Source organism: Microbacterium sp. TW_SC_2 (genome assembly GCF_055361165.1).
On the sequence record NZ_CM143952.1, the window covers coordinates 485,603 to 503,145 of the forward strand.

Sequence of the window (17,543 nt, forward strand, 5' to 3'; positions counted from 1 at the left end):
GAGGTAAGCGATGGGCGATCCGCCTTTCGGCTTCCAAGGCTCAAGGGCTCTGATCGAGAGGAGATCATCATCTCCGTCACGCAGATCGAAACGACCGCGGCAACGCTGGGACCGATTCGTCAGACCTATTCCGGGAACGCCGAGTTCCCTCCGATGGCGCAGGCATACAAGCAGGTGTCGCAGGTGGTCAAGGAGACCGGCCTCCTCCGCCGCGCCCGATGGTTCTACGCCCTGGTCGCGGGCGGTATCGCGATCGCCCTCGGTGGATTGATCACCGGATTCATCCTGCTCGGCGACAGCTGGTTCCAGCTGCTCATCGCGGCAGGCCTCGGCATCGTGCTCACGCAGATCGCGTTCCTCGGGCACGAGGCAGCGCACCGTCAGATCCTGACCACGGGGCCGGCGAACTTCAAGCTCGCCCGCATCGTGATCGCCAGCATCGGCATGAGCTACTCGTGGTGGGACTCGAAGCACACCAAGCACCACGGCAACCCGAACCAGGTCGGCAAGGACCCGGACATCGAGGTCGACACGATCTCCTTCCTCGAAGAGGACGCCGCCAAGGCGAAGGGCCTGATCAAGCTGATCACGCGCAAGCAGGGCTGGTTCTTCTTCCCGCTGCTCACGCTCGAGGGACTGAACCTCCACTTCCTCGGTCTGAAGTACCTGCTGACCACCAAGAACGTCAAGGGCCGCTGGATCGAGCTCAGCATCATCGCGGCCCGCTTCGCCCTGCTCCTCGTCCCCGTTTTCATGATGCTCCCGCTCGGCATGGCGTTCGCCTTCCTGGGCGTGCAGTTCGCCGTCTTCGGCGTCTACATGGGCGCGGCCTTCGCCCCGAACCACAAGGGCATGCCGATCATCGATCCCAGCGCCCGTCTCGACTTCTTCACCAAGCAGGTCCGCACCTCCCGCAACATCAGCGGTGGATGGTGGACGACCTGGCTCATGGGTGGCCTGAACTACCAGGTCGAGCACCACCTCTTCCCGAGCATGCCGCGGCCGCACCTGGCCAAGGCGCGCGAGATCGTCCGCGACTACTGCGCCTCGAACGACGTGCCCTACACCGAGACGAGCCTCGGCCGCTCGTACATGATCGTGATCGAGTACCTGAACCGGGTGGGTCTGTCCGCCGGTGCCGATCCGTTCGACTGCCCGGCCGTCGCCAAGTTCGGTCGTCCGTAGGCTCTTCCGGTCCGGTGGATCCCGCGCGGTTCAACCGTCGCGGCGGATCCACCGGAACGTGAGTCTGCTGAGCACGAGACCGACGACGAGCCACACGGCGAGCATCAGCGCGATGAGCGGGATGTCCCAGGAGCCGCCGGTCTCCACGCTCTGGAACGAGTCGGGAAGGAACACCGACCGCATCCCCTGAGCGATCCACTTCACCGGCAGGATGCCCGCCGCGTTCTGCAGCCACTCCGGAAGCATCGAGAACGCGATGTACACGCCGGAGACGAACTGGATCAGCAGCACGATCGGGATCACGACCGCGGCGGACGACTTCCCCGAGCGCGGCACCGCCGACAGCGCGATGCCGAGCAGCGTGCAGGTGATCAGCCCGAGGGCGAAGATCCAGGCGAAGCGGCCCCAGACCGCGACATCCGTCGGCAGTTCGACCCCGTACACGACCACGGCGACCACGATGAGCAGGGCGATCTGCAGGATCGCCGTCACGAACACCTCGCCCATCTTGCCGATGAAGTAGGTCACGGGCGAGATCGGTGCCCCGCCCAGACGCTTGAGCGTGCCGTCGCTCTTCTCCATGGCGATCTCGAGCGCCGGGCCCTGGACGCCGGAGAGCAGGATGCCGCCGGCGACGAGTCCCGGCAGATAGTACGTCGCCATGCTCACGGCGTCGGGGCCCTGACCGACCTCTCCCGTGAAGATCGTGGCGAACACCACGTACATCAGTGTGGGGAAGAGGAAGGTGAAGAAGACCTGATCGCCGGCGCGGAAGTACTGCCGAAGCTCGAAGGCGATCCGGCGGACGCCGAGTCGGACGGTGCGGGCGATGCCGAAGTGCGCGCTCTTCGGGGGCGCCGTCCGGGTCGTGGTGCTCATACCGCCTCCACCTCGCGGATCAGCTCGATGTAGATGTCCTCGAGCGTCGGCCGGAGCACCTCGAGATCGCGCGGTTCCCCGCCGTCGCGGTGCAGGGCGGCGACGAGTGCGCCCGGGGCTGTGGTGCGCTCCTGCTGCAGCACGCCGCCGGCATCCCGCCAGCGGACGAGGGGGACGCGCGATTCGGCGCCGCCCAGCTCGTCGATCCTGCCGATCGCCGCGATCACGCCCCCGACGATCACCGCGGCACGGTCGCCGAGCTGGGCAGCCTCGTCGAGATAGTGGGTCGTGAGCAGGATGCTGGTGCCCTCGGCCTTGAGCGAGCGGATCAGGTCCCAGAACTGCCGCCGCGCCTCGGGGTCGAAGCCGGTGGTCGGCTCGTCGAGGAACAGCAGCTCCGGGCGGCCGATGATGCCGAGCGCGACATCCAGGCGCCGCTGCTGACCACCGGAGAGCCGACCGGCCCGCGTCCGCTGCTTCTCCTCGAGTCCGACGGAGGCGATCACCTCGTCCACGTCGCGCGGATTCGGGTAGTAGCCCGCGAACTCCTTCAGCATCTCGCGCACCGTGAACGTGCCGGCCTCGCCGGTCGACTGCAGCACGATGCCCATGCGCGCCCGCCAGTCGAGGCCGCCGCGCTGCGGGTCGACACCCAGCACCCGGACGTCTCCGGACGTGCGATGCCGGTAGCCCTCGAGGATCTCGATGGTCGTCGACTTGCCTGCGCCGTTGGGCCCGAGCAGAGCGAACGTCTCCCCCCGGGCGATGTCGAAGCTGATTCCGTCGACGACCGGGTGGCCGTCGTAGTCCTTGCGGAGGTCGCGGACCGCGATCACGCTCTCTGTCATGACCCCAGCTTGCCGGTCGTGACCGGCGAGGGGTAGCGATCCCACGAGGAATCTCCGGATTCGGTGACCCGATGCCTCCCGGAGAGACGACGGGGGCGCGTGCGGATCTCCCGCACGCGCCCCCGTCAGGGTCCGTCTCGCTCAGCGCTGCGAGGACTTCCCGGTCTCGACCACGTCGATCGTGATCTTCTCGAGCGGTGCGTCGTCGCCGATCGCCTCGTCCTCGAGCACCTCGTCGCCGAGGAACTCCTCGGAGGGCGCGATGTGGTCGGTGCCGTCGTCCTCGAGCTCGGCCTCGTCCGCGGTGCCGGATGCCGCGGCCGCCTGGGGAGCCTCGTTCGAGAAGATCCCGTCGGGGCGGATGAGTTCGCGCACCTCGGCCATGAAGCTGGTGAGCTGCTGCTGCTGCCACCGCAACTGACGGGTGCGGTCTTCTGCGTCGCGCAGCACGGCAGAGGTGTGGTTGGTGACGGAGTCGACGATCTTCTGCGACTTCACCCGCGCACGCTCGAGGATCTCGCGGGCGCGCACCTGCGCGTCGGCCTCGAGCGACTGGGACTGGCTGCGCATGAGGCGCTCATAGTCCTCGGCTTTGGCCGAGATGCGCTGCGCGTGCTCCAGCGACGCCGTCACCTGCTCGTTCGCGTCCGCGGTGATCCGCTCCGCGTGCGCGACCGCCTGGTTGTGCAGCACGAGGAACTCCTGCTGCGCGTCGTCCTGACGCCGCGTGAGCGTCTCCTCGAATTCGAGCACGCGGGCGTTCATGTCGCGCACGTCGCGCTCGGCGTCGCTGCGCAGCTGGGTGGTCTCACGTGTGACGAGCGAGCGGAGTGCGGCGGCGCCCTTCTCGGCCTCGGTGCGGATCGCCGTGGCCTCCTGTGCGGCCTGGTTGACCTTCTCGGCGGCGTGGCTGGCCTCGCGATCGATGCGCGCCTCGTGCGCGGTGTATTCGGTCTCCATCTTGAGGCGCACCTGGTCGGCGTCGCGCTGGGCCTGCGCGGTGATGCGCTGCGCCTCCGCCTCCGCCTCGCTGCGTCGGGTGGCGACCTCGTCGTGGGCTGCGGCCATCAGACGGTCCGCCTGCACCGCGGCATTCTGGATCAGGACGTTCGCCTGCTCCTCGGCGACCCGCAGGATCGCTTCGAACTGCTGGCGCGACGGCGCCTCCTTGCCATCCGGGGTGGGGGCGTCGACGAGCTCCGAGGTGAGAGTGGTGATCTGCTGCTCGGCGTCCGAGACCTGCACCTTGGTGGCGGTCAGCTCGCTCTCGAGGGCCTCCCGCGCCCGGCGCTCCTCGTCGCGGATCGACTCCACCGTCGACGAGTGGCGGTCTTCGGCATCGGCGAGTTCCGCGTTCGCCTGCTGGAGACGGGCGCGCAGGGTCGCCAGGGCGGCGTCGACCTCCGCCTTGTCGTAGCCGCGGAATCCGATCGTGAACGTCGAATCGTCCTGCGGGTTGGTCTCGATCAGCTGGTCGAAGAAGTCGGGGGAGCGCTGACCATCGCGATCGGCGTGTCCGGAGGATTCGCTCATGGTTCGTGCCTTTCTGGCGTGGCCACGTCGAGGGACTCGCTCCCGAGTGCGATGCGGACGAGAGCGAACACGTGGACCGGAGATGTCGTGAAGGGAGGCGCCTCGCGATTCCGACCTGCCGCGATCGGGACGTGCGCGATGCGATCACAGCCTAGTTGCGAAGGCTGTGAGATTCTTCCCCGGTTTCCGTGGGCTGGATCAGGTCGGGTGGGGCAGGATCAGGCCGGGGCGATCAGGTGATCGAGCACGAGTTCGCCCGTCGCGTTCAGGACGCGCATCATCTCGGCGATGAGCTTGGCGTCGACCTGGGGCGTCTCTTCCGCGTCGTAGCCGAACTGCAGCGGGATGGAGGGGTGGATCCAGACCGTCGCGCGACGGTCGGGGCCGTCGCTGACCGGGCGCCAGGTCATCATGAAGCTCTCCTGACGGCGCAGCTTCGTGGCGATCACGATCTTGAGGTGCGCGAGCGTCTCGTCCTCGATGAGGATCGGATCGGAAGTGCCGTCGTATCGGAGCCTGCCCATGCGCAAACGCTACACCAGCACGGGCCCCTCGATCGGCCGACGCATCGGCTCCCTGCCGCGCGCTCAGCGGGTCTGCGGGGCGCGCCACGCCCGGAGGTATCGGCGCGGTCTGACGCGCTGATACGGTGACAGCGGATGGACGAGTGTCCTTGGGGCCGACCGAGTAAGAGGGAACTCGAGAGATGAAGCGATCGACACGGTCACGCCGTGCCCGCTTTGGCATCGTCGTCGCCGTGATCGCGATGCTCGTCGGAGCGGTCGCACCCACGGTCGCACCGGGGTCGCCGGCGGTCGCCGCGACGGACGGCCAGATGGTGTACCCGGCATCCGGGAACATCCAGTCGAAGGTCGGCGACGGGTGCCGCAGCAACTACCGTGCGCACGACGGGATCGACATCACCGGTCCGGGCGGGACGCCCATCCTGGCCGCCTACGACGGTGTGATCAAGCTGCGGACCTCGAACGCCGGCTACGGCAACTACACCGACATCGAGCATGCGGGCGGCTACGTCACGCGCTACGCGCACATGGCGGGTGCCGGGATCTACGCGCCGGGCACCCCGGTGAAGCGGGGGCAGCAGATCGGCGTGATCGGCAAGACGGGCGCCACCTCGGCCTATCACCTGCACTTCGAGGTGCGTCGCAACGGTGCGGTGTACACCGCCGTCAACAACGGCTTCACCTGCCTGTCGAACGTGACGCGCGGCAATTTCATCCCTCTCTACCTCCCGGGGCTGGGCCTCCCGCGCAACGCGGCGGTGCTCTCCGCGGACTACACCGCCGACGGCAAGGCCGACCTGCTCGCCGTCGCAGGGGACAGTGACCTCCTGCACTACCCCGGCACCGGCACGGGGCGCTTCGGCACGCCGACGATCATCGCCTCGGCGTGGGGCGCCCACAAGCACCTCACTCACGCGGACCTGAACACCGACGGGCTCGGAGACATGCTCGCGGTCCGCACCGACGGCGCCCTCGAGTTCTACGGGGGCAGTCCCACCGGAGGCTTCGGTGTGCACCAGGTCATCGGATCAGGCTGGTCCTCGCTCCTCCACGTCACCTCGGGCGCCGACTACAACGGCGACGGCAGGCAGGATGTGCTGGGTGTCTCATCGAGCGGCACTCTCACGGTGTACCGGGGGAACGGCGCCGGTGGTCTGGTGGCCCCGCACGCGACGCTCGGCGGCGGATGGCAGAACATGCGCTTCCTCGTCGGCGGAGACTTCACCGGTGACGGGATCGGCGACCTCATGGCCGTCGACACCGCAGGCGTGATGTATTTCTACCCCGGGCTCAACGGTTCCTTCGGATCACGGCGGGTGGTTCCGGGGGACTGGTCCGGCATCACCGCGCTGACGGGTGGCGTGGACTACAACGGCGACGGCCGAACCGATCTCATCGGTCGGGGGGCATCCGGGGAGATCTTCCTCTACGCCGGCACCGGGACCGGATCGGTGGGACCTGCGTCACTGATCGGACCGGGTTGGGACGCGTTCTTCCAGATCGAGTGAGGCGCATCGCCCGGGATCACGGTTGGCGGGGATCGAGTCCCTCCGTCTCGGAGATCTCGGGCGGCCATTCGTCGGCGTCTCGTCCGATGCCGGTGTGATCGTCCTCGCCGGACGCGACGCGAGCCGCACGATCCTCCAGCAGGGACGCGAGGAGGTCGTTGAGCTCCGGGTCGGTGCCGGAGGCGGAGACACGTCGGAAACCCTCCGCGGCGTCGCGGAGGGCGTCGGCTTTGATCTTGCGAAGATCATCGTCAGTCATGATGTCCGCCAACCCCGGGCTTCACCTCCTGTCATCGCTGTCATATGCCGAGGCCCCAGCCTCGTCTGCACCCGATGACGTGCAAGGGGAACGGTACCGGCCGCAGCCGCGTCTGCCTAGTCCGGAGGCACCGTTTCGACAATGTGACGCAGCGGACGAGGGAATATCAGGCCCCACGGACGGCTTACTCCCTCTGTGACTCTTTTCGAACCGGCCACCTTCGGTGCTCTGTCCCTGTCCAACCGTGTCGTCATGGCGCCCCTCACCCGCACGCGGGCCGATGATGACGGCGTGCCCACCGAGACGATGGTGGAGTACTACCGCCAGCGTGCCGGGCAGGGGCTCATCCTCACCGAGGGAACGTGGCCTGCCGCGGAGGGCAAGTCGTACCCCGGACAGCCCGGCATCGTGACGCCCGCGCAGATCGACGGATGGCGTCGGATCGCCGACGCCGTGCACGAGGCCGGCGGGACGATCGTGATGCAGCTCATGCACGGTGGTCGCGTGTCGCACCCGGCGATCTCGGGTGAGTCGCGGGTCGTGGCGCCGAGCGCGCTCGCCGCTCCCGGCGAGACGCACACGCCCGAGGGGAAGTCCGCCATGCCGGTCGCGCACGCGTTGACCGCGGAGGAGATCCCGCAGGTGATCGAGCAGTTCGCCCAGGCCGCACGGAACGCGATCGCGGCGGGCCTGGACGGAGTCGAGGTGCACGGAGCGAACGGGTACCTCGTGCACGAGTTCCTCTCACCGGTCTCCAACATCCGTGAGGACCGGTACGGCGGATCGCCCGAGAACCGGGCGCGATTCGCGATCGAGGTCACGGAGGCCGTCGTCGCCGCGGTCGGGGCGGATCGCACCGGCATCCGGCTCTCGCCCCAGCACAACATCCAGGGTGTGCTGGAAGAGGACGACGCGGATGCCCGTGCCACGTACTCGGCGCTCGCCGAAGGACTCGCTCCTCTCGGCCTCGCCTTCGTCGACATCCTCAACGCCTCCCCGACCGGCGAGCTCGTGCAGCACATCCGCCGGGCCGTCGGTGCCCCGTTGATCATCAACTCGGGCTTCGCCGAGCCGACGAGCCGCGACGAGGCGGAGACCCTCGTGTCCGAGGGGTGGGCGGAGGCCGTCGCCGTCGGTCGTGCGGTCATCGCGAACCCCGACCTCGTGGAGCGCTGGCGCCAGGATGCCGAGCTGAACGACGCCCGCCCGCAGCTCTTCTACGGCCGGACCGGGGAGGGCTACACCGACTACCCGTCCCTCGAGGCCGCGCGCGCGACCGCCTGAGTCGACGCCGGACGCCCGATGCACAGCGCGCCACCTCACCGTGTTCCGGTGAGGTGGCGCGCTCGTCGTGTCAGCCGTCCGAACGGAAGCGGCCGGGCAGGAACGGGAGTGCAGGGGCGCGATACTCGAGCGCCGGGGCGTGCTCCGGGTCGAGGGTGACCTCGGCCTGCCCGAAGCGCCACAGGCGGTTGAAGAGGAAGACGCCGATCGTCTCGGGCTGCGTGGCGGAGACCTGCCAGGTGCCGAGTCCCCACTGGGCGGGCTGACCCCGTCCGTCGATCACGACCGTCGGCCGGACCCCGGCGTACAGCGCGAACCAGGGGCGGTGCAGGGTGAGCTCGATCCGGCGGGACGGTGAAGCGGTGTCAGTCATCGTGATCCCGATTATTCACGATCCGGGAGACGGCGGCCGAGTGACAGGCGAGGGGCTCACAGGGATCGCTCAGCAGGAGCGTCTTGACGACGAGCGCACCCCTCCGGTTCACTATCTTTCAGAAGGGGAGTAATCCTCGCTCCGCGCCGTCAGTACGTTCCCGCCGCGGGATCCGGTGCGCAGGGCCGAGAGGCCGATGAGACCTTCACGAATCATCGTGGAGGTCTTTGTCATGAACGTTCCGTTGTGGGCCTGGTTCGCTGTCCTGGGTGTGATCCTGGTGATGCTCGCCGTCGACCTGATCGCACACCGCAGAGCCCATGTGATCGCCGTCCGAGAGGCGGCCGTCTGGTCGATCGTGTGGGTCGCCCTCGGGGTGGCCTTCGGCGTGCTGGTGTGGTCGCTGTGGGGCGCAGAATTCGGGCAGCAGTACTTCGCCGGGTACCTGATCGAGAAGTCCCTCGCGGTCGACAACGTGTTCGTGTGGGCGATCATCTTCGCCGCGTTCGCCGTGCCTCGCGAGTACCAGCACCGGGTGCTGTTCCTCGGTGTGCTCGGTGCGCTGATCTTCCGCGGGATCTTCATCGCCGCCGGAGCCGCGCTGATCGAGAACTTCTCCTGGATCCTGTACGTGTTCGCCGCGTTCCTGATCTACACCGGGTGGCGCATGTTCCGCTCCCGCAACGACCACGTGCACCCGGAGAAGTCCCGCATCCTCCGGCTGTTCCGCCGTCTCGTGCCGATGACCGACGCGTACCACGGGCAGAAGTTCCTGATCCGCAGAGCCGGCATCGTCGTCGCGACGCCGCTGCTGGCGGTGCTCGTGCTGGTGGAGGTCACCGACATCATCTTCGCCGTCGACTCCATCCCCGCGATCTTCGCCGTCACCAGCGAACCCTTCCTGGTCTTCACGGCCAATGCGTTCGCGATCCTCGGGTTGCGGGCGATGTACTTCCTCCTCGCCGACCTCATCCACCGGTTCATCTACCTCAAGATCGGGCTCGCGTTCGTGCTGATCTGGGTGGGCATCAAGATGCTCCTCCTCGATGTCCTCTACATCCCGACCACGGTCAGCCTCGCGGTCGTCGCCACCGTCATCGCGATCTCCATCATCGCCAGCCTCCGCGCGACCCGCGGGCAGGGGCGTCAGGAAGTGCAGACGGAGGCCGCCGGTGCGTTCCGGATCGCGACCGCGGAGGAGCTCGCGGCGGTCGAGCCGGTGTTCGGTCGCCGTCGGCGGGTGCCTGCGGATGAGGGCGATCGCTCCGAGAGCTGACCACCGCGACGCGTCGCCGGTGCTCGGGGTGGACCTGAGCGCCGGCGACAGCGGTGTGCGCGATGATTCAGGCCGAGAATCCAGCCCTCACCAGGGCAAAGCAAAACCCCCGCCATGTAGAAGCTAGGCGAGGGTTTCTAAGGTGATTGTAATGATCACCCTGTGGCTCCGACGGGCGTCGATCCCGTGACCTCACGATTTTCAGTCGTGCGCTCTACCAACTGAGCTACAGAGCCGTGCGACCGGCGAACCTGTCGCATCCTAGACGAAGGGCCCTCTCCGAAGAAAGAGCCCGACGAACCGGAGCGACCCTGACGGGACTTGAACCCGCGACCTCCGCCGTGACAGGGCGGCACGCTAACCAACTGCGCTACAGGGCCATACGTTTTTCAATTATATCGGAAGAGTGACCCCAACGGGATTCGAACCCGTGCTACCGCCGTGAAAGGGCGGCGTCCTAGGCCGCTAAACGATGGGGCCGGAGTCGATCCCCGGGGGGACTTCCTTGCCGACGCTCAAGCATAAGCGAAGTCTGGAGCAAATCGCGAATCGAGGGCGCGGCGTGCCTCGAGGAGGTGGTCGGAGGAGGACGATGGAGTCACGACCACCGTGCTTCCATCGTGCCTCAGCACTGTTGCTGATGTGAATGTTGTTGTTACTGTGGCATTTGTGAAACCGGCGAAAGGGGTCGTGTGAACGACCAGACCACAGCGGGCGCGGTAGAAGCTGCCTCCGCGGGGTGCGGGTGCGCTCCCACTCCTCAAGAGAGCAGTGCATTTCAGAAGAAGGGCATCACGCGTCGTGGCGCCCTCGGTTTCGGCGCCCTCGGTGTCGTCGCCCTGAGCGCCTTCGGCGTCACGTCCGGTGTCTCCGCCGCCTATGCCGCCACGTACCCGAGCTGGGACGACGTGCAGCGCGCCAAGGGCAACGAAGCGGCCAAGGCCGCCGAGGTCTCGCGCATCGAGGGCCTCATCCAGTCCCTGACCCAGAAGGTCGCCGAGACACAGGCCGCCGCCGAGGTCGCCTCCAACGAGTACTACGCCGCCCAGCAGGAGTACTTCGCCGCGATCGCCCGCGCTGACGAACTGCAGGCCAAGGCCGATGAGCAGTCCGCGCTGGCCACCGAATCGGCGCGCAAGGCCGGACAGGTCGCCGCGCAGCTGTACCGCAACGGCGGCGACGACACCTCCCTCGAACTGTTCTTCGCCGGATCGGCCAACAACGCCGACGAGCTGCTGTCGCGCCTCGGCACGATGGACAAGCTCCTCGAGTACAACCAGACGGTGTACGACGACGCCGTCGCGGCGCGCAACTCCGCCCAGTCGCTGAGCGACCAGGCCGTCGTCGCCCGCACGGAGCGCGATCGTCTGCAGCAGATCGCCGAGCAGAAGATGGTCGCCGCGCAGCAAGCCGCCGACGCCGCCCAGGCCGCTCTGGACGAGCAGTCGGCGAACCTCGCGACCATGCAGGCACAGCTCGCCGCGCTGAAGGACACGACCGCCACGACCGTGGCCGGCTACCAGGCCGGTGTCATCGCCGCCGAGAAGGAACGCAAGCGCCGTGAGGCAGCCGCCCGAGCCGAAGCCGAGAAAAACGCCGCCGGCAACGACGGCGGCGGGGGTGGCGGCGGTGGCGGTGGCGGCAATGCCGGGAGCGGCGGCTGGCGTCGCCCGCACGGCGGCTCGCGCAGCTCCGGATACGGACCCCGCTCGCAGCAGTGCAACTCGAACGGCTGCTCATCCAGCTGGCACTACGGCATCGACCTCGCCAACGGCTGCGGTGCGGCCATCTACGCCGCCCAGTCCGGCACCGTCGATGCGGCGTTCTACAACGGCGGCTACGGCAACTACGTGCGCATCCAGCACGGCAACGGCATCGCCACCGGCTACGCGCACATCAAGCAGGGCGGATTCGCCGTGCGCAACGGCCAGTGGGTGAATGCGGGCCAGGTCATCGCGTACGCCGGCAACACGGGCGGCTCCTTCGGTTGCCACCTCCACTTCGAGGTGTACATCAACGGCCGCTACACCAACCCCGCCGACTTCATGGGTGCCCGGGGCATCTCCATCTGAGCATCCTGTCCCCGGACAGAGAAGACCCCCGGCCGCTGAGCGGTACCGGGGGTCTTCGTCGTCCGGGCTGATGCACCCGCCGGGTCGAGGGTCAGTGACCCTGTTCGCCCGCGCGCACGATCGCCTCGTCGAGGATGCGCTGCGCCTCTGCGGCGTCGCCCCACGCGTCGACCTTGACCCACTTGTTGGGCTCGAGGTCCTTGTAGTGCTCGAAGAAGTGCTCGATCTCCTTCTTCGTGTACTCGGCGAGGTCGCCGATGTCCTGGATGTGGGCCCAGCGGGGGTCCTTCGCCAGCACGGCGACGAGCTTGTCGTCTCCGCCGGCCTCGTCGCTCATCTTCAGCACCGCGACCGGGCGCACCTCGACGATGACACCGGGGTAGATGGCGTGGTCGAGCAGCACGAGCACGTCGAGCGGGTCACCGTCCTCGCCGAGCGTGTTGTCGAAGTAGCCGTAGTCGGCCGGGTAGCCGAAGGTCGTGTAGAGCACGCGGTCGAGGTGCACTCGTCCGGTCTCGTGGTCGACCTCGTACTTCACGCGGCTGCCGCGCGGGATCTCGATGACGGCGTCGTGTGCGCCCATGCGTGTGCTCCTCAGGAAAGGTTCGGTTGGATGCCGCGGACCAGCCTACCCGCGCGTGCCGGAACTGCCCGGGTCATCATGTCGCGCCCCTGGTGCGGTCGAGTCATCCCGGCGTCCGGGCGCGAGTCGCATCCAGAGACGGGAGAGGAGGCGCGCCAGCACTCCCGTGAGCAGCAGCACGAGCAGCGCGAAGTAGCCGTTCTCTCCGATGCTGACAGCGACCGCGAGCGCCACCGCGAAGAGGATGATGGCGGCGAGGTCGCCCGCGACGCCCTCGCGGAACAGCGACCGCGACGCCGAGGTGAGCGCAGGATGCCGCAGCAGGTACAGCTTGGCGGCGAGAGTGGTGACCTGCGTCAGGATCAGCGTGCCGATGTAGATCGTCTCCTGCAGGGGATCGGAGTCCATCTGCCCGAGCATCGCTGTCGGTACGGGGAGCCACACGATGGTCGCCATCCAGGCGATGTTGATCCACAGCAGCGCCGGAGTGATCGCGGTCACCTCGGTGTACTGCCGGTGGTGCTCCATCCAGAAGTTCGCGATCAGCAGGAAGCTCAGCGCGAAGCTGAACAGCTGTCCCGTGTTCTCGGCGAGGAACTCCCCGGTGCTCAGCCCCTGGGAGCCGGCCTCGGACACGGCTTCCAGCAGCGGGAGGATCAGCAGAGTCATGGCGATCGCCACGACGGCGTCTGCGAAGGCCGTGAACCGTTCGGTCGTGAAAGGCGGTGTCCTGCTGCTGCGATCTGCCACGGCGCCAGACTAGACCGCTGTGCCCGGACCGGTCAGGATCTCCAGGCGCTGGACGCGCGCCCGGGAGAGCGTGTGTCCTACCGTGGAGGTGTGCCCTCCCTCTCTCCCGCCATCGCCGAGATCCGCCGTGCCATCCGGTCGTCCCTGACCGACCTTCCCGCAGATGCGACCGTCCTCGTCGCGGTGTCCGGAGGAGCGGACTCCCTCGCGCTCGCCGCGGCGACCGCCTTCGAGGCGCCCCGACGCGGGCTCCGGGCCGTCTCGGTGACGATCGATCACGGTCTGCAGGAGGGCTCGGCCGACACCGCCGCCCGCGCGGCAGCAACGGCGTCGGCGCTCGGGCTCACCGCCCGGGTGGCGCGGGTCGAGGTCGACGGCACCGGAGGGCCCGAGGCGGCCGCCCGTGACGCCCGGTATCAGGCGTTGCGCGAGGCGGCGGCGGATGCCGGAGCCGTCGCGGTGCTGCTCGGGCATACGCTCGACGATCAGGCGGAGACCGTGCTGCTCGGTCTCGCTCGTGGTTCCGGGGCGGCGAGCCTGCAGGGGATGGCGCCGTCGCGCGACGACGGTGAAGGCATCCGCTGGATCCGTCCGTTGCTGAGCGTTCGACGCGAGACCACGCAGGCGTTCTGCGCGGCATCCGGACTCGAGCCCTGGAACGACCCCCACAATCGCGACGACCGCTTCGCCCGCGTGCGGGTGCGCGACCGGGTGCTGCCGGTGCTGGAGTCCGAGCTGGGGCCGGGGATCGCCGAGGCCCTCGCGCGCACGGCCGAGCAGCTGCGCGAAGACGCCGAGGCCTTCGACGAGATGATCCACGAGACGATCGAGGACATCGTCGAGCACGCCGAGGCGGGCATCTCGGTCAGCGTGGCGGCGCTCGCGGCCAACCCGGCGGCGCTGCGCAACCGCATCATCCGCCTCGTCGTCGACAGCGAGTTCGGAGTCAGCCTCACGCGCGCGCAGACCCTCGAGGTCGCTCGACTCTGCACCGACTGGACGGGGCAGGGGCCGATCGATCTCCCCGGGTGCTCCGCGGTTCGTCGCGGCGGACGGATCGTGTTCGCCGCTCGCGACTGACCGCCGCCCCCACCGCGGCGCTGCGGCTGAGGCCTACTTCTTGCCGCCGAAGAGGCCGCCGAGCAGACCGCCGAGGTCGATTCCGGAGCCCCCGGAACCTCCTGATCCGCCGCCTCCGAGGATGCCGCCGATCAGGTCGCCGATCCCTCCCGAGCTCTTTCCGCCGCCATCCGCCGTGTCGGACTTCCCGGAGGTCGCGTTGGCGATGAGACCCATCACGATCGGAGCGAGGATGGGCAGCAGCTTGCCGAAGTCGATGCCGGCCGTGGCCTTCGACTCGGTCAGGGTGGAGGTCACCTTCTGCTCATCCGCGCCGAGGATGTGCGACACGATCTTGCCGCCGTCGGCCTGATCGATGTCGTCGACGCGGGTCGCGCCCGTCGCGCCCTTGTGCTTCTTCAATGCGTTCTGGATCGCAGCCGACCCCGATTCGGTCTCGGCGTTCTTGGCGAGACCGCCCAGCAGGACCGCGCCGCCCTGCTCGACCGCGTCCCTGGCGACCGCGGGGGAGACGCCGAGCTTCGCCGCGATGTCATCGATGGGTGCCTTCGCGAGGATGTCGTCGAGGGGCATGGGAATCCTTCCGTCGGTGGGCACGAGTCCTTTTCACCGCTCAGACCCGTTTCACCGCTCAGAGTAGTGCCGATGCCGCGACGTGGGGGAGCCTCGTAGGAGGATCGATGGCCGGCGGGACGACACCGCCGGCCATGTCACCTAAAATCGATGCATGCGTGCCGCGGAAATCCAGGATGACCTTGCCCAGATCCTCGTGACAGAGGAGGAGATCCTCGCGAAGCTCGACGAGCTCGCGACGCAGGTCGCCGCGGACTACGAAGGCAAGGACCTTCTTCTCGTCGGCGTGCTCAAGGGTGCGGTCATGGTCATGGCGGACTTCGCGAGGGCGCTGCCCTTCCACGCCCCCATGGACTGGATGGCCGTGTCGAGCTACGGCGCCAGCACGAAGTCGAGCGGTGTGGTGCAGATCCGCAAGGACCTCGACTCCGACCTGAACGGCAAGCATGTGCTGATAGTCGAGGACATCATCGATTCCGGTCTCACCCTGAGCTGGCTGCTGGAGAACTTCGGATCGCGCGGTGCCGAGTCGATCGAGGTGCTCGCCCTGCTGCGCAAGCCCGAGGCCGCGAAGGTCGAGATCGACTGCCGCTACGTCGGCTTCGACATCCCGACCGATTTCGTGGTCGGGTACGGACTGGACTACAACGAGCGCTACCGCAATCTGCGCGACGTCGCGGTGCTCGCCCCGCACGTGTATTCCTGACCTGCCGCGACGCCCGACGACCCCCGCGCCGGATCTGCCGCGCGAGGGCTACGCCGTGGGTGAACGCACAGCGGGGGCCTAGGGCCCGCGCGATACGCTGATCGGATCATGAATGTGAAGAAGATCACCAGGAATCCCCTGATCTACGTGGCGCTGATCGGTCTGCTGCTGTTCGGCGGCTTCCTGCTGATCTCGAACCTCGGGGCCCCGAAGCAGATCACCACCCAGCAGGGTCTGGAGCTGCTCTCGGGAGACACGGTCAGCGAGGTGGTCACCACCGACGGCGACCAGCGCGTCGACATGACCCTGTCGAAGGCGTTCGAGGGCTCGGAGAACGTCCAGTTCTACTACGTCGAGGCCCGCGCGGACGAGGTCGTGACCGCGATCAACGCGGCCGACCCGAAGGACGGCTTCGACGACGCCGTCCCCCGTGCCACGTGGTTCGACGGATTCCTCTCGCTGCTGCTCCCTCTCGTGCTGCTCGGCCTGCTGTTCTGGTGGCTGCTGTCGTCGATGCAGGGCGGCGGAGGCAAGGTCATGCAGTTCGGCAAGTCGAAGGCCAAGCTCGTCAGCAAGGAGACGCCGACCGTCACCTTCGCCGATGTGGCCGGAGCCGACGAGGCGATCGAAGAGCTCCATGAGATCAAGGAGTTCCTGCAGGACCCCGCGAAGTTCCAGGCGATCGGTGCCCGCATCCCGAAGGGCGTGCTGCTCTACGGCCCTCCCGGAACGGGCAAGACGCTGCTCGCCCGCGCCGTCGCGGGCGAAGCGGGTGCCCCCTTCTACTCGATCTCGGGTTCCGACTTCGTCGAGATGTTCGTCGGTGTGGGTGCCTCCCGCGTGCGTGATCTGTTCGGTCAGGCCAAGGAGAACTCTCCCGCCATCATCTTCATCGACGAGATCGACGCCGTCGGTCGTCATCGCGGCGCTGGCATGGGTGGCGGCAACGACGAGCGCGAGCAGACCCTCAACCAGATGCTGGTCGAGATGGACGGCTTCGACCCGAACGCGAACGTCATCGTGATCGCGGCGACGAACCGTCCGGACATCCTCGACCCCGCGCTGCTGCGTCCCGGTCGCTTCGACCGGCAGATCGGCGTCGACGCCCCCGACCTCAAGGGACGCCAGAAGATCCTCGAGGTGCACAGCAAGGGAAAGCCCCTCGCGCAGAGCGTCGACCTCGAGGTCGTCGCCCGCAAGACTCCCGGGTTCACCGGCGCCGACCTCGCCAACGTCCTCAACGAGGCCGCGCTCCTGACCGCGCGCTCGAACGCGCAGCTGGTCGACAACCGCGCCCTCGACGAGGCCATCGACCGAGTGATCGCCGGACCGCAGCGCCGCACCCGCGTCATGCGCGACAAGGAGAAGCTCATCACGGCCTACCACGAGGGCGGACACGCGCTCGCGGCGGCGGCGATGAACTACACCGACCCTGTGACCAAGATCACGATCCTTCCCCGCGGCAAGGCGCTCGGCTACACGATGGTGCTGCCGCTCGACGACAAGTACTCCATCACCCGCAACGAGCTGCAGGACCAGCTGACCTACGCCATGGGCGGACGCGTCGCGGAGGAGATCATCTTCCACGATCCGACCACCGGCGCCTCGAACGACATCGAGAAGGCGACCTCGATCGCCCGCAAGATGGTCATCGAATACGGCATGACCACGCAGGTGGGGCCGATCAAGCTCGGCAGTGAGGGCGGCGAGCCCTTCGCCGGCCGCGACATGGGCCGCGGACGCGAGTACTCCGAGAAGGTCGCCGAGCGGGTCGATGCCGAGGTGCGCGCGCTCATCGAGCAAGCGCACAACGAGGCGTACGAGGTCATCAGCGCGAACCGCGACATCCTCGACCGGCTCGCTCTGGCGCTGCTGGAGGAGGAGACGCTCGACCACAACCAGATCGCGGAGATCTTCACCGAGATCAAGAAGCTCCCCGAGCGGCCGCTGTGGCTGTCGAGTGAGGACCGTCCGGTGTCCGAGCGTCCGCCGATCGAGGTGCCGAAGAAGGATGTCTCCCTGGTGGCGTCGGTCGAGGCCCCGACCGCGGCTCCGCGCACCCAGCCGGGATCGGCGGGAGCCGGCCAGGCACGACCAGCGACGGCCTGAG

Annotated in this window: 17 protein-coding genes and 3 tRNA genes; 8 read left to right on the forward strand and 12 right to left on the reverse strand. The window is 68.0% G+C overall.

The annotated features are described in order from the left end of the window. The first annotated feature begins 84 nt into the window (after positions 1–84). Positions 85–1,185 carry a fatty acid desaturase family protein gene (locus ACWA14_RS02275; protein WP_463797481.1) on the forward strand — a complete coding sequence of 367 codons (1,101 nt, stop codon included), beginning with the start codon at positions 85–87 and terminating at the stop codon, positions 1,183–1,185. Between the two features lie 30 nt (positions 1,186–1,215). On the opposite strand, the gene ACWA14_RS02280 is transcribed toward ACWA14_RS02275, so the two are convergent. From ACWA14_RS02280 to ACWA14_RS02295, 4 genes are all read right to left on the reverse strand, one after another. Next, entirely contained in the window at positions 1,216–2,064 is an 849-nt protein-coding gene (locus tag ACWA14_RS02280; protein WP_463795861.1) for an ABC transporter permease, read from the reverse strand. Then, complete coding sequence (locus tag ACWA14_RS02285; protein ID WP_463795862.1) at positions 2,061–2,912, reverse strand: ABC transporter ATP-binding protein; 852 nt, start codon at positions 2,910–2,912, stop codon at positions 2,061–2,063. Before ACWA14_RS02285 ends, ACWA14_RS02280 begins: the two co-directional genes overlap by 4 nt. 141 nt (positions 2,913–3,053) lie before the next feature. Next, the gene (locus ACWA14_RS02290) at positions 3,054–4,445 is read right to left on the reverse strand and encodes a DivIVA domain-containing protein (RefSeq protein WP_463795863.1); all 1,392 of its coding nucleotides are present in this window, start codon (positions 4,443–4,445) and stop codon (positions 3,054–3,056) included. 218 nt (positions 4,446–4,663) lie between these two features. Next, positions 4,664–4,969 carry a DUF7882 family protein gene (locus ACWA14_RS02295; protein WP_463795864.1) on the reverse strand — a complete coding sequence of 102 codons (306 nt, stop codon included), beginning with the start codon at positions 4,967–4,969 and terminating at the stop codon, positions 4,664–4,666. A gap of 182 nt (positions 4,970–5,151) precedes the next feature. Here ACWA14_RS02295 and ACWA14_RS02300 point away from each other — a divergent pair, with 182 nt between their 5' ends. Next, on the forward strand, positions 5,152–6,477 hold the full coding sequence (locus ACWA14_RS02300) for a peptidoglycan DD-metalloendopeptidase family protein (protein WP_463795865.1): 1,326 nt from the start codon (positions 5,152–5,154) through the stop codon (positions 6,475–6,477). 16 nt (positions 6,478–6,493) lie between these two features. Here the strand turns inward: ACWA14_RS02300 and ACWA14_RS02305 are convergent, their stop codons facing one another. Continuing rightward, positions 6,494–6,736, reverse strand: coding sequence for a hypothetical protein (locus tag ACWA14_RS02305; protein ID WP_463795866.1), 243 nt, complete (start codon positions 6,734–6,736; stop codon positions 6,494–6,496). 195 nt (positions 6,737–6,931) lie between these two features. On the opposite strand from ACWA14_RS02305, the gene ACWA14_RS02310 reads away from it, so the two are divergent. Then, positions 6,932–8,020, forward strand: coding sequence for an alkene reductase (locus tag ACWA14_RS02310; protein WP_463795867.1), 1,089 nt, complete (start codon positions 6,932–6,934; stop codon positions 8,018–8,020). A 70-nt stretch (positions 8,021–8,090) separates the two neighbouring features. Here the strand turns inward: ACWA14_RS02310 and ACWA14_RS02315 are convergent, their stop codons facing one another. Beyond that, complete coding sequence (locus ACWA14_RS02315) at positions 8,091–8,393, reverse strand: hypothetical protein (RefSeq protein ID WP_463795868.1); 303 nt, start codon at positions 8,391–8,393, stop codon at positions 8,091–8,093. A gap of 232 nt (positions 8,394–8,625) precedes the next feature. Here ACWA14_RS02315 and ACWA14_RS02320 point away from each other — a divergent pair, with 232 nt between their 5' ends. Further along, entirely contained in the window at positions 8,626–9,669 is a 1,044-nt protein-coding gene (locus tag ACWA14_RS02320) for a TerC family protein (protein ID WP_463795869.1), read from the forward strand. A gap of 163 nt (positions 9,670–9,832) precedes the next feature. Here the strand turns inward: ACWA14_RS02320 and ACWA14_RS02325 are convergent. From ACWA14_RS02325 to ACWA14_RS02335, 3 genes are all read right to left on the reverse strand, one after another. Further along, positions 9,833–9,905, reverse strand: a tRNA-Phe gene (locus ACWA14_RS02325). Positions 9,906–9,975: 70 nt separating this feature from the next. Then, positions 9,976–10,049, reverse strand: a tRNA-Asp gene (locus ACWA14_RS02330). A 27-nt stretch (positions 10,050–10,076) separates the two neighbouring features. Next, positions 10,077–10,149, reverse strand: a tRNA-Glu gene (locus tag ACWA14_RS02335). A 212-nt stretch (positions 10,150–10,361) separates the two neighbouring features. Between ACWA14_RS02335 and ACWA14_RS02340 the strand changes: the two genes are divergently transcribed. After that, entirely contained in the window at positions 10,362–11,741 is a 1,380-nt protein-coding gene (locus ACWA14_RS02340) for a peptidoglycan DD-metalloendopeptidase family protein (protein ID WP_463795870.1), read from the forward strand. A gap of 91 nt (positions 11,742–11,832) precedes the next feature. Here ACWA14_RS02340 and ACWA14_RS02345 read toward each other — a convergent pair whose 3' ends face one another. After that, on the reverse strand, positions 11,833–12,324 hold the full coding sequence (locus ACWA14_RS02345; RefSeq protein WP_463795871.1) for an inorganic diphosphatase: 492 nt from the start codon (positions 12,322–12,324) through the stop codon (positions 11,833–11,835). 45 nt (positions 12,325–12,369) lie between these two features. Further along, the gene (locus ACWA14_RS02350; RefSeq protein WP_463795872.1) at positions 12,370–13,074 is read right to left on the reverse strand and encodes a TMEM175 family protein; all 705 of its coding nucleotides are present in this window, start codon (positions 13,072–13,074) and stop codon (positions 12,370–12,372) included. 90 nt (positions 13,075–13,164) lie between these two features. Here ACWA14_RS02350 and tilS point away from each other — a divergent pair, with 90 nt between their 5' ends. After that, positions 13,165–14,154, forward strand: a complete 990-nt coding sequence (gene tilS / locus ACWA14_RS02355) for a tRNA lysidine(34) synthetase TilS (RefSeq protein ID WP_463795873.1) — start codon at positions 13,165–13,167, stop codon at positions 14,152–14,154. Between the two features lie 33 nt (positions 14,155–14,187). Here the strand turns inward: tilS and ACWA14_RS02360 are convergent, their stop codons facing one another. Continuing rightward, positions 14,188–14,727 carry a DUF937 domain-containing protein gene (locus ACWA14_RS02360; RefSeq protein ID WP_463795874.1) on the reverse strand — a complete coding sequence of 180 codons (540 nt, stop codon included), beginning with the start codon at positions 14,725–14,727 and terminating at the stop codon, positions 14,188–14,190. Between the two features lie 154 nt (positions 14,728–14,881). On the opposite strand from ACWA14_RS02360, the gene hpt reads away from it, so the two are divergent. Next, positions 14,882–15,433 (forward strand): hypoxanthine phosphoribosyltransferase, encoded by a 552-nt coding sequence (hpt, locus tag ACWA14_RS02365; RefSeq protein WP_463795875.1) that lies wholly within the window; start codon positions 14,882–14,884, stop codon positions 15,431–15,433. A 108-nt stretch (positions 15,434–15,541) separates the two neighbouring features. Further along, entirely contained in the window at positions 15,542–17,542 is a 2,001-nt protein-coding gene (ftsH, locus tag ACWA14_RS02370) for an ATP-dependent zinc metalloprotease FtsH (RefSeq protein ID WP_463795876.1), read from the forward strand. The last annotated feature ends 1 nt before the right edge of the window (position 17,543 follow it).

What these genes read in the sequence shown, in the direction of transcription:
- ACWA14_RS02280 (WP_463795861.1), bottom strand. Translation starts at nt 2,064, where the DNA reads ATGAGCACCACGACCCGGACGGCGCCCCCGAAGAGCGCGCACTTCGGC.
- ACWA14_RS02285 (WP_463795862.1), bottom strand. Translation starts at nt 2,912, where the DNA reads ATGACAGAGAGCGTGATCGCGGTCCGCGACCTCCGCAAGGACTACGAC.
- ACWA14_RS02290 (WP_463795863.1), bottom strand. Translation starts at nt 4,445, where the DNA reads ATGAGCGAATCCTCCGGACACGCCGATCGCGATGGTCAGCGCTCCCCC.
- ACWA14_RS02295 (WP_463795864.1), bottom strand. Translation starts at nt 4,969, where the DNA reads ATGGGCAGGCTCCGATACGACGGCACTTCCGATCCGATCCTCATCGAG.
- ACWA14_RS02300 (WP_463795865.1), top strand. Translation starts at nt 5,152, where the DNA reads ATGAAGCGATCGACACGGTCACGCCGTGCCCGCTTTGGCATCGTCGTC.
- ACWA14_RS02305 (WP_463795866.1), bottom strand. Translation starts at nt 6,736, where the DNA reads ATGACTGACGATGATCTTCGCAAGATCAAAGCCGACGCCCTCCGCGAC.
- ACWA14_RS02315 (WP_463795868.1), bottom strand. Translation starts at nt 8,393, where the DNA reads ATGACTGACACCGCTTCACCGTCCCGCCGGATCGAGCTCACCCTGCAC.
- ACWA14_RS02320 (WP_463795869.1), top strand. Translation starts at nt 8,626, where the DNA reads ATGAACGTTCCGTTGTGGGCCTGGTTCGCTGTCCTGGGTGTGATCCTG.
- ACWA14_RS02345 (WP_463795871.1), bottom strand. Translation starts at nt 12,324, where the DNA reads ATGGGCGCACACGACGCCGTCATCGAGATCCCGCGCGGCAGCCGCGTG.
- ACWA14_RS02360 (WP_463795874.1), bottom strand. Translation starts at nt 14,727, where the DNA reads ATGCCCCTCGACGACATCCTCGCGAAGGCACCCATCGATGACATCGCG.
- hpt (WP_463795875.1), top strand. Translation starts at nt 14,882, where the DNA reads ATGCGTGCCGCGGAAATCCAGGATGACCTTGCCCAGATCCTCGTGACA.
- ftsH (WP_463795876.1), top strand. Translation starts at nt 15,542, where the DNA reads ATGAATGTGAAGAAGATCACCAGGAATCCCCTGATCTACGTGGCGCTG.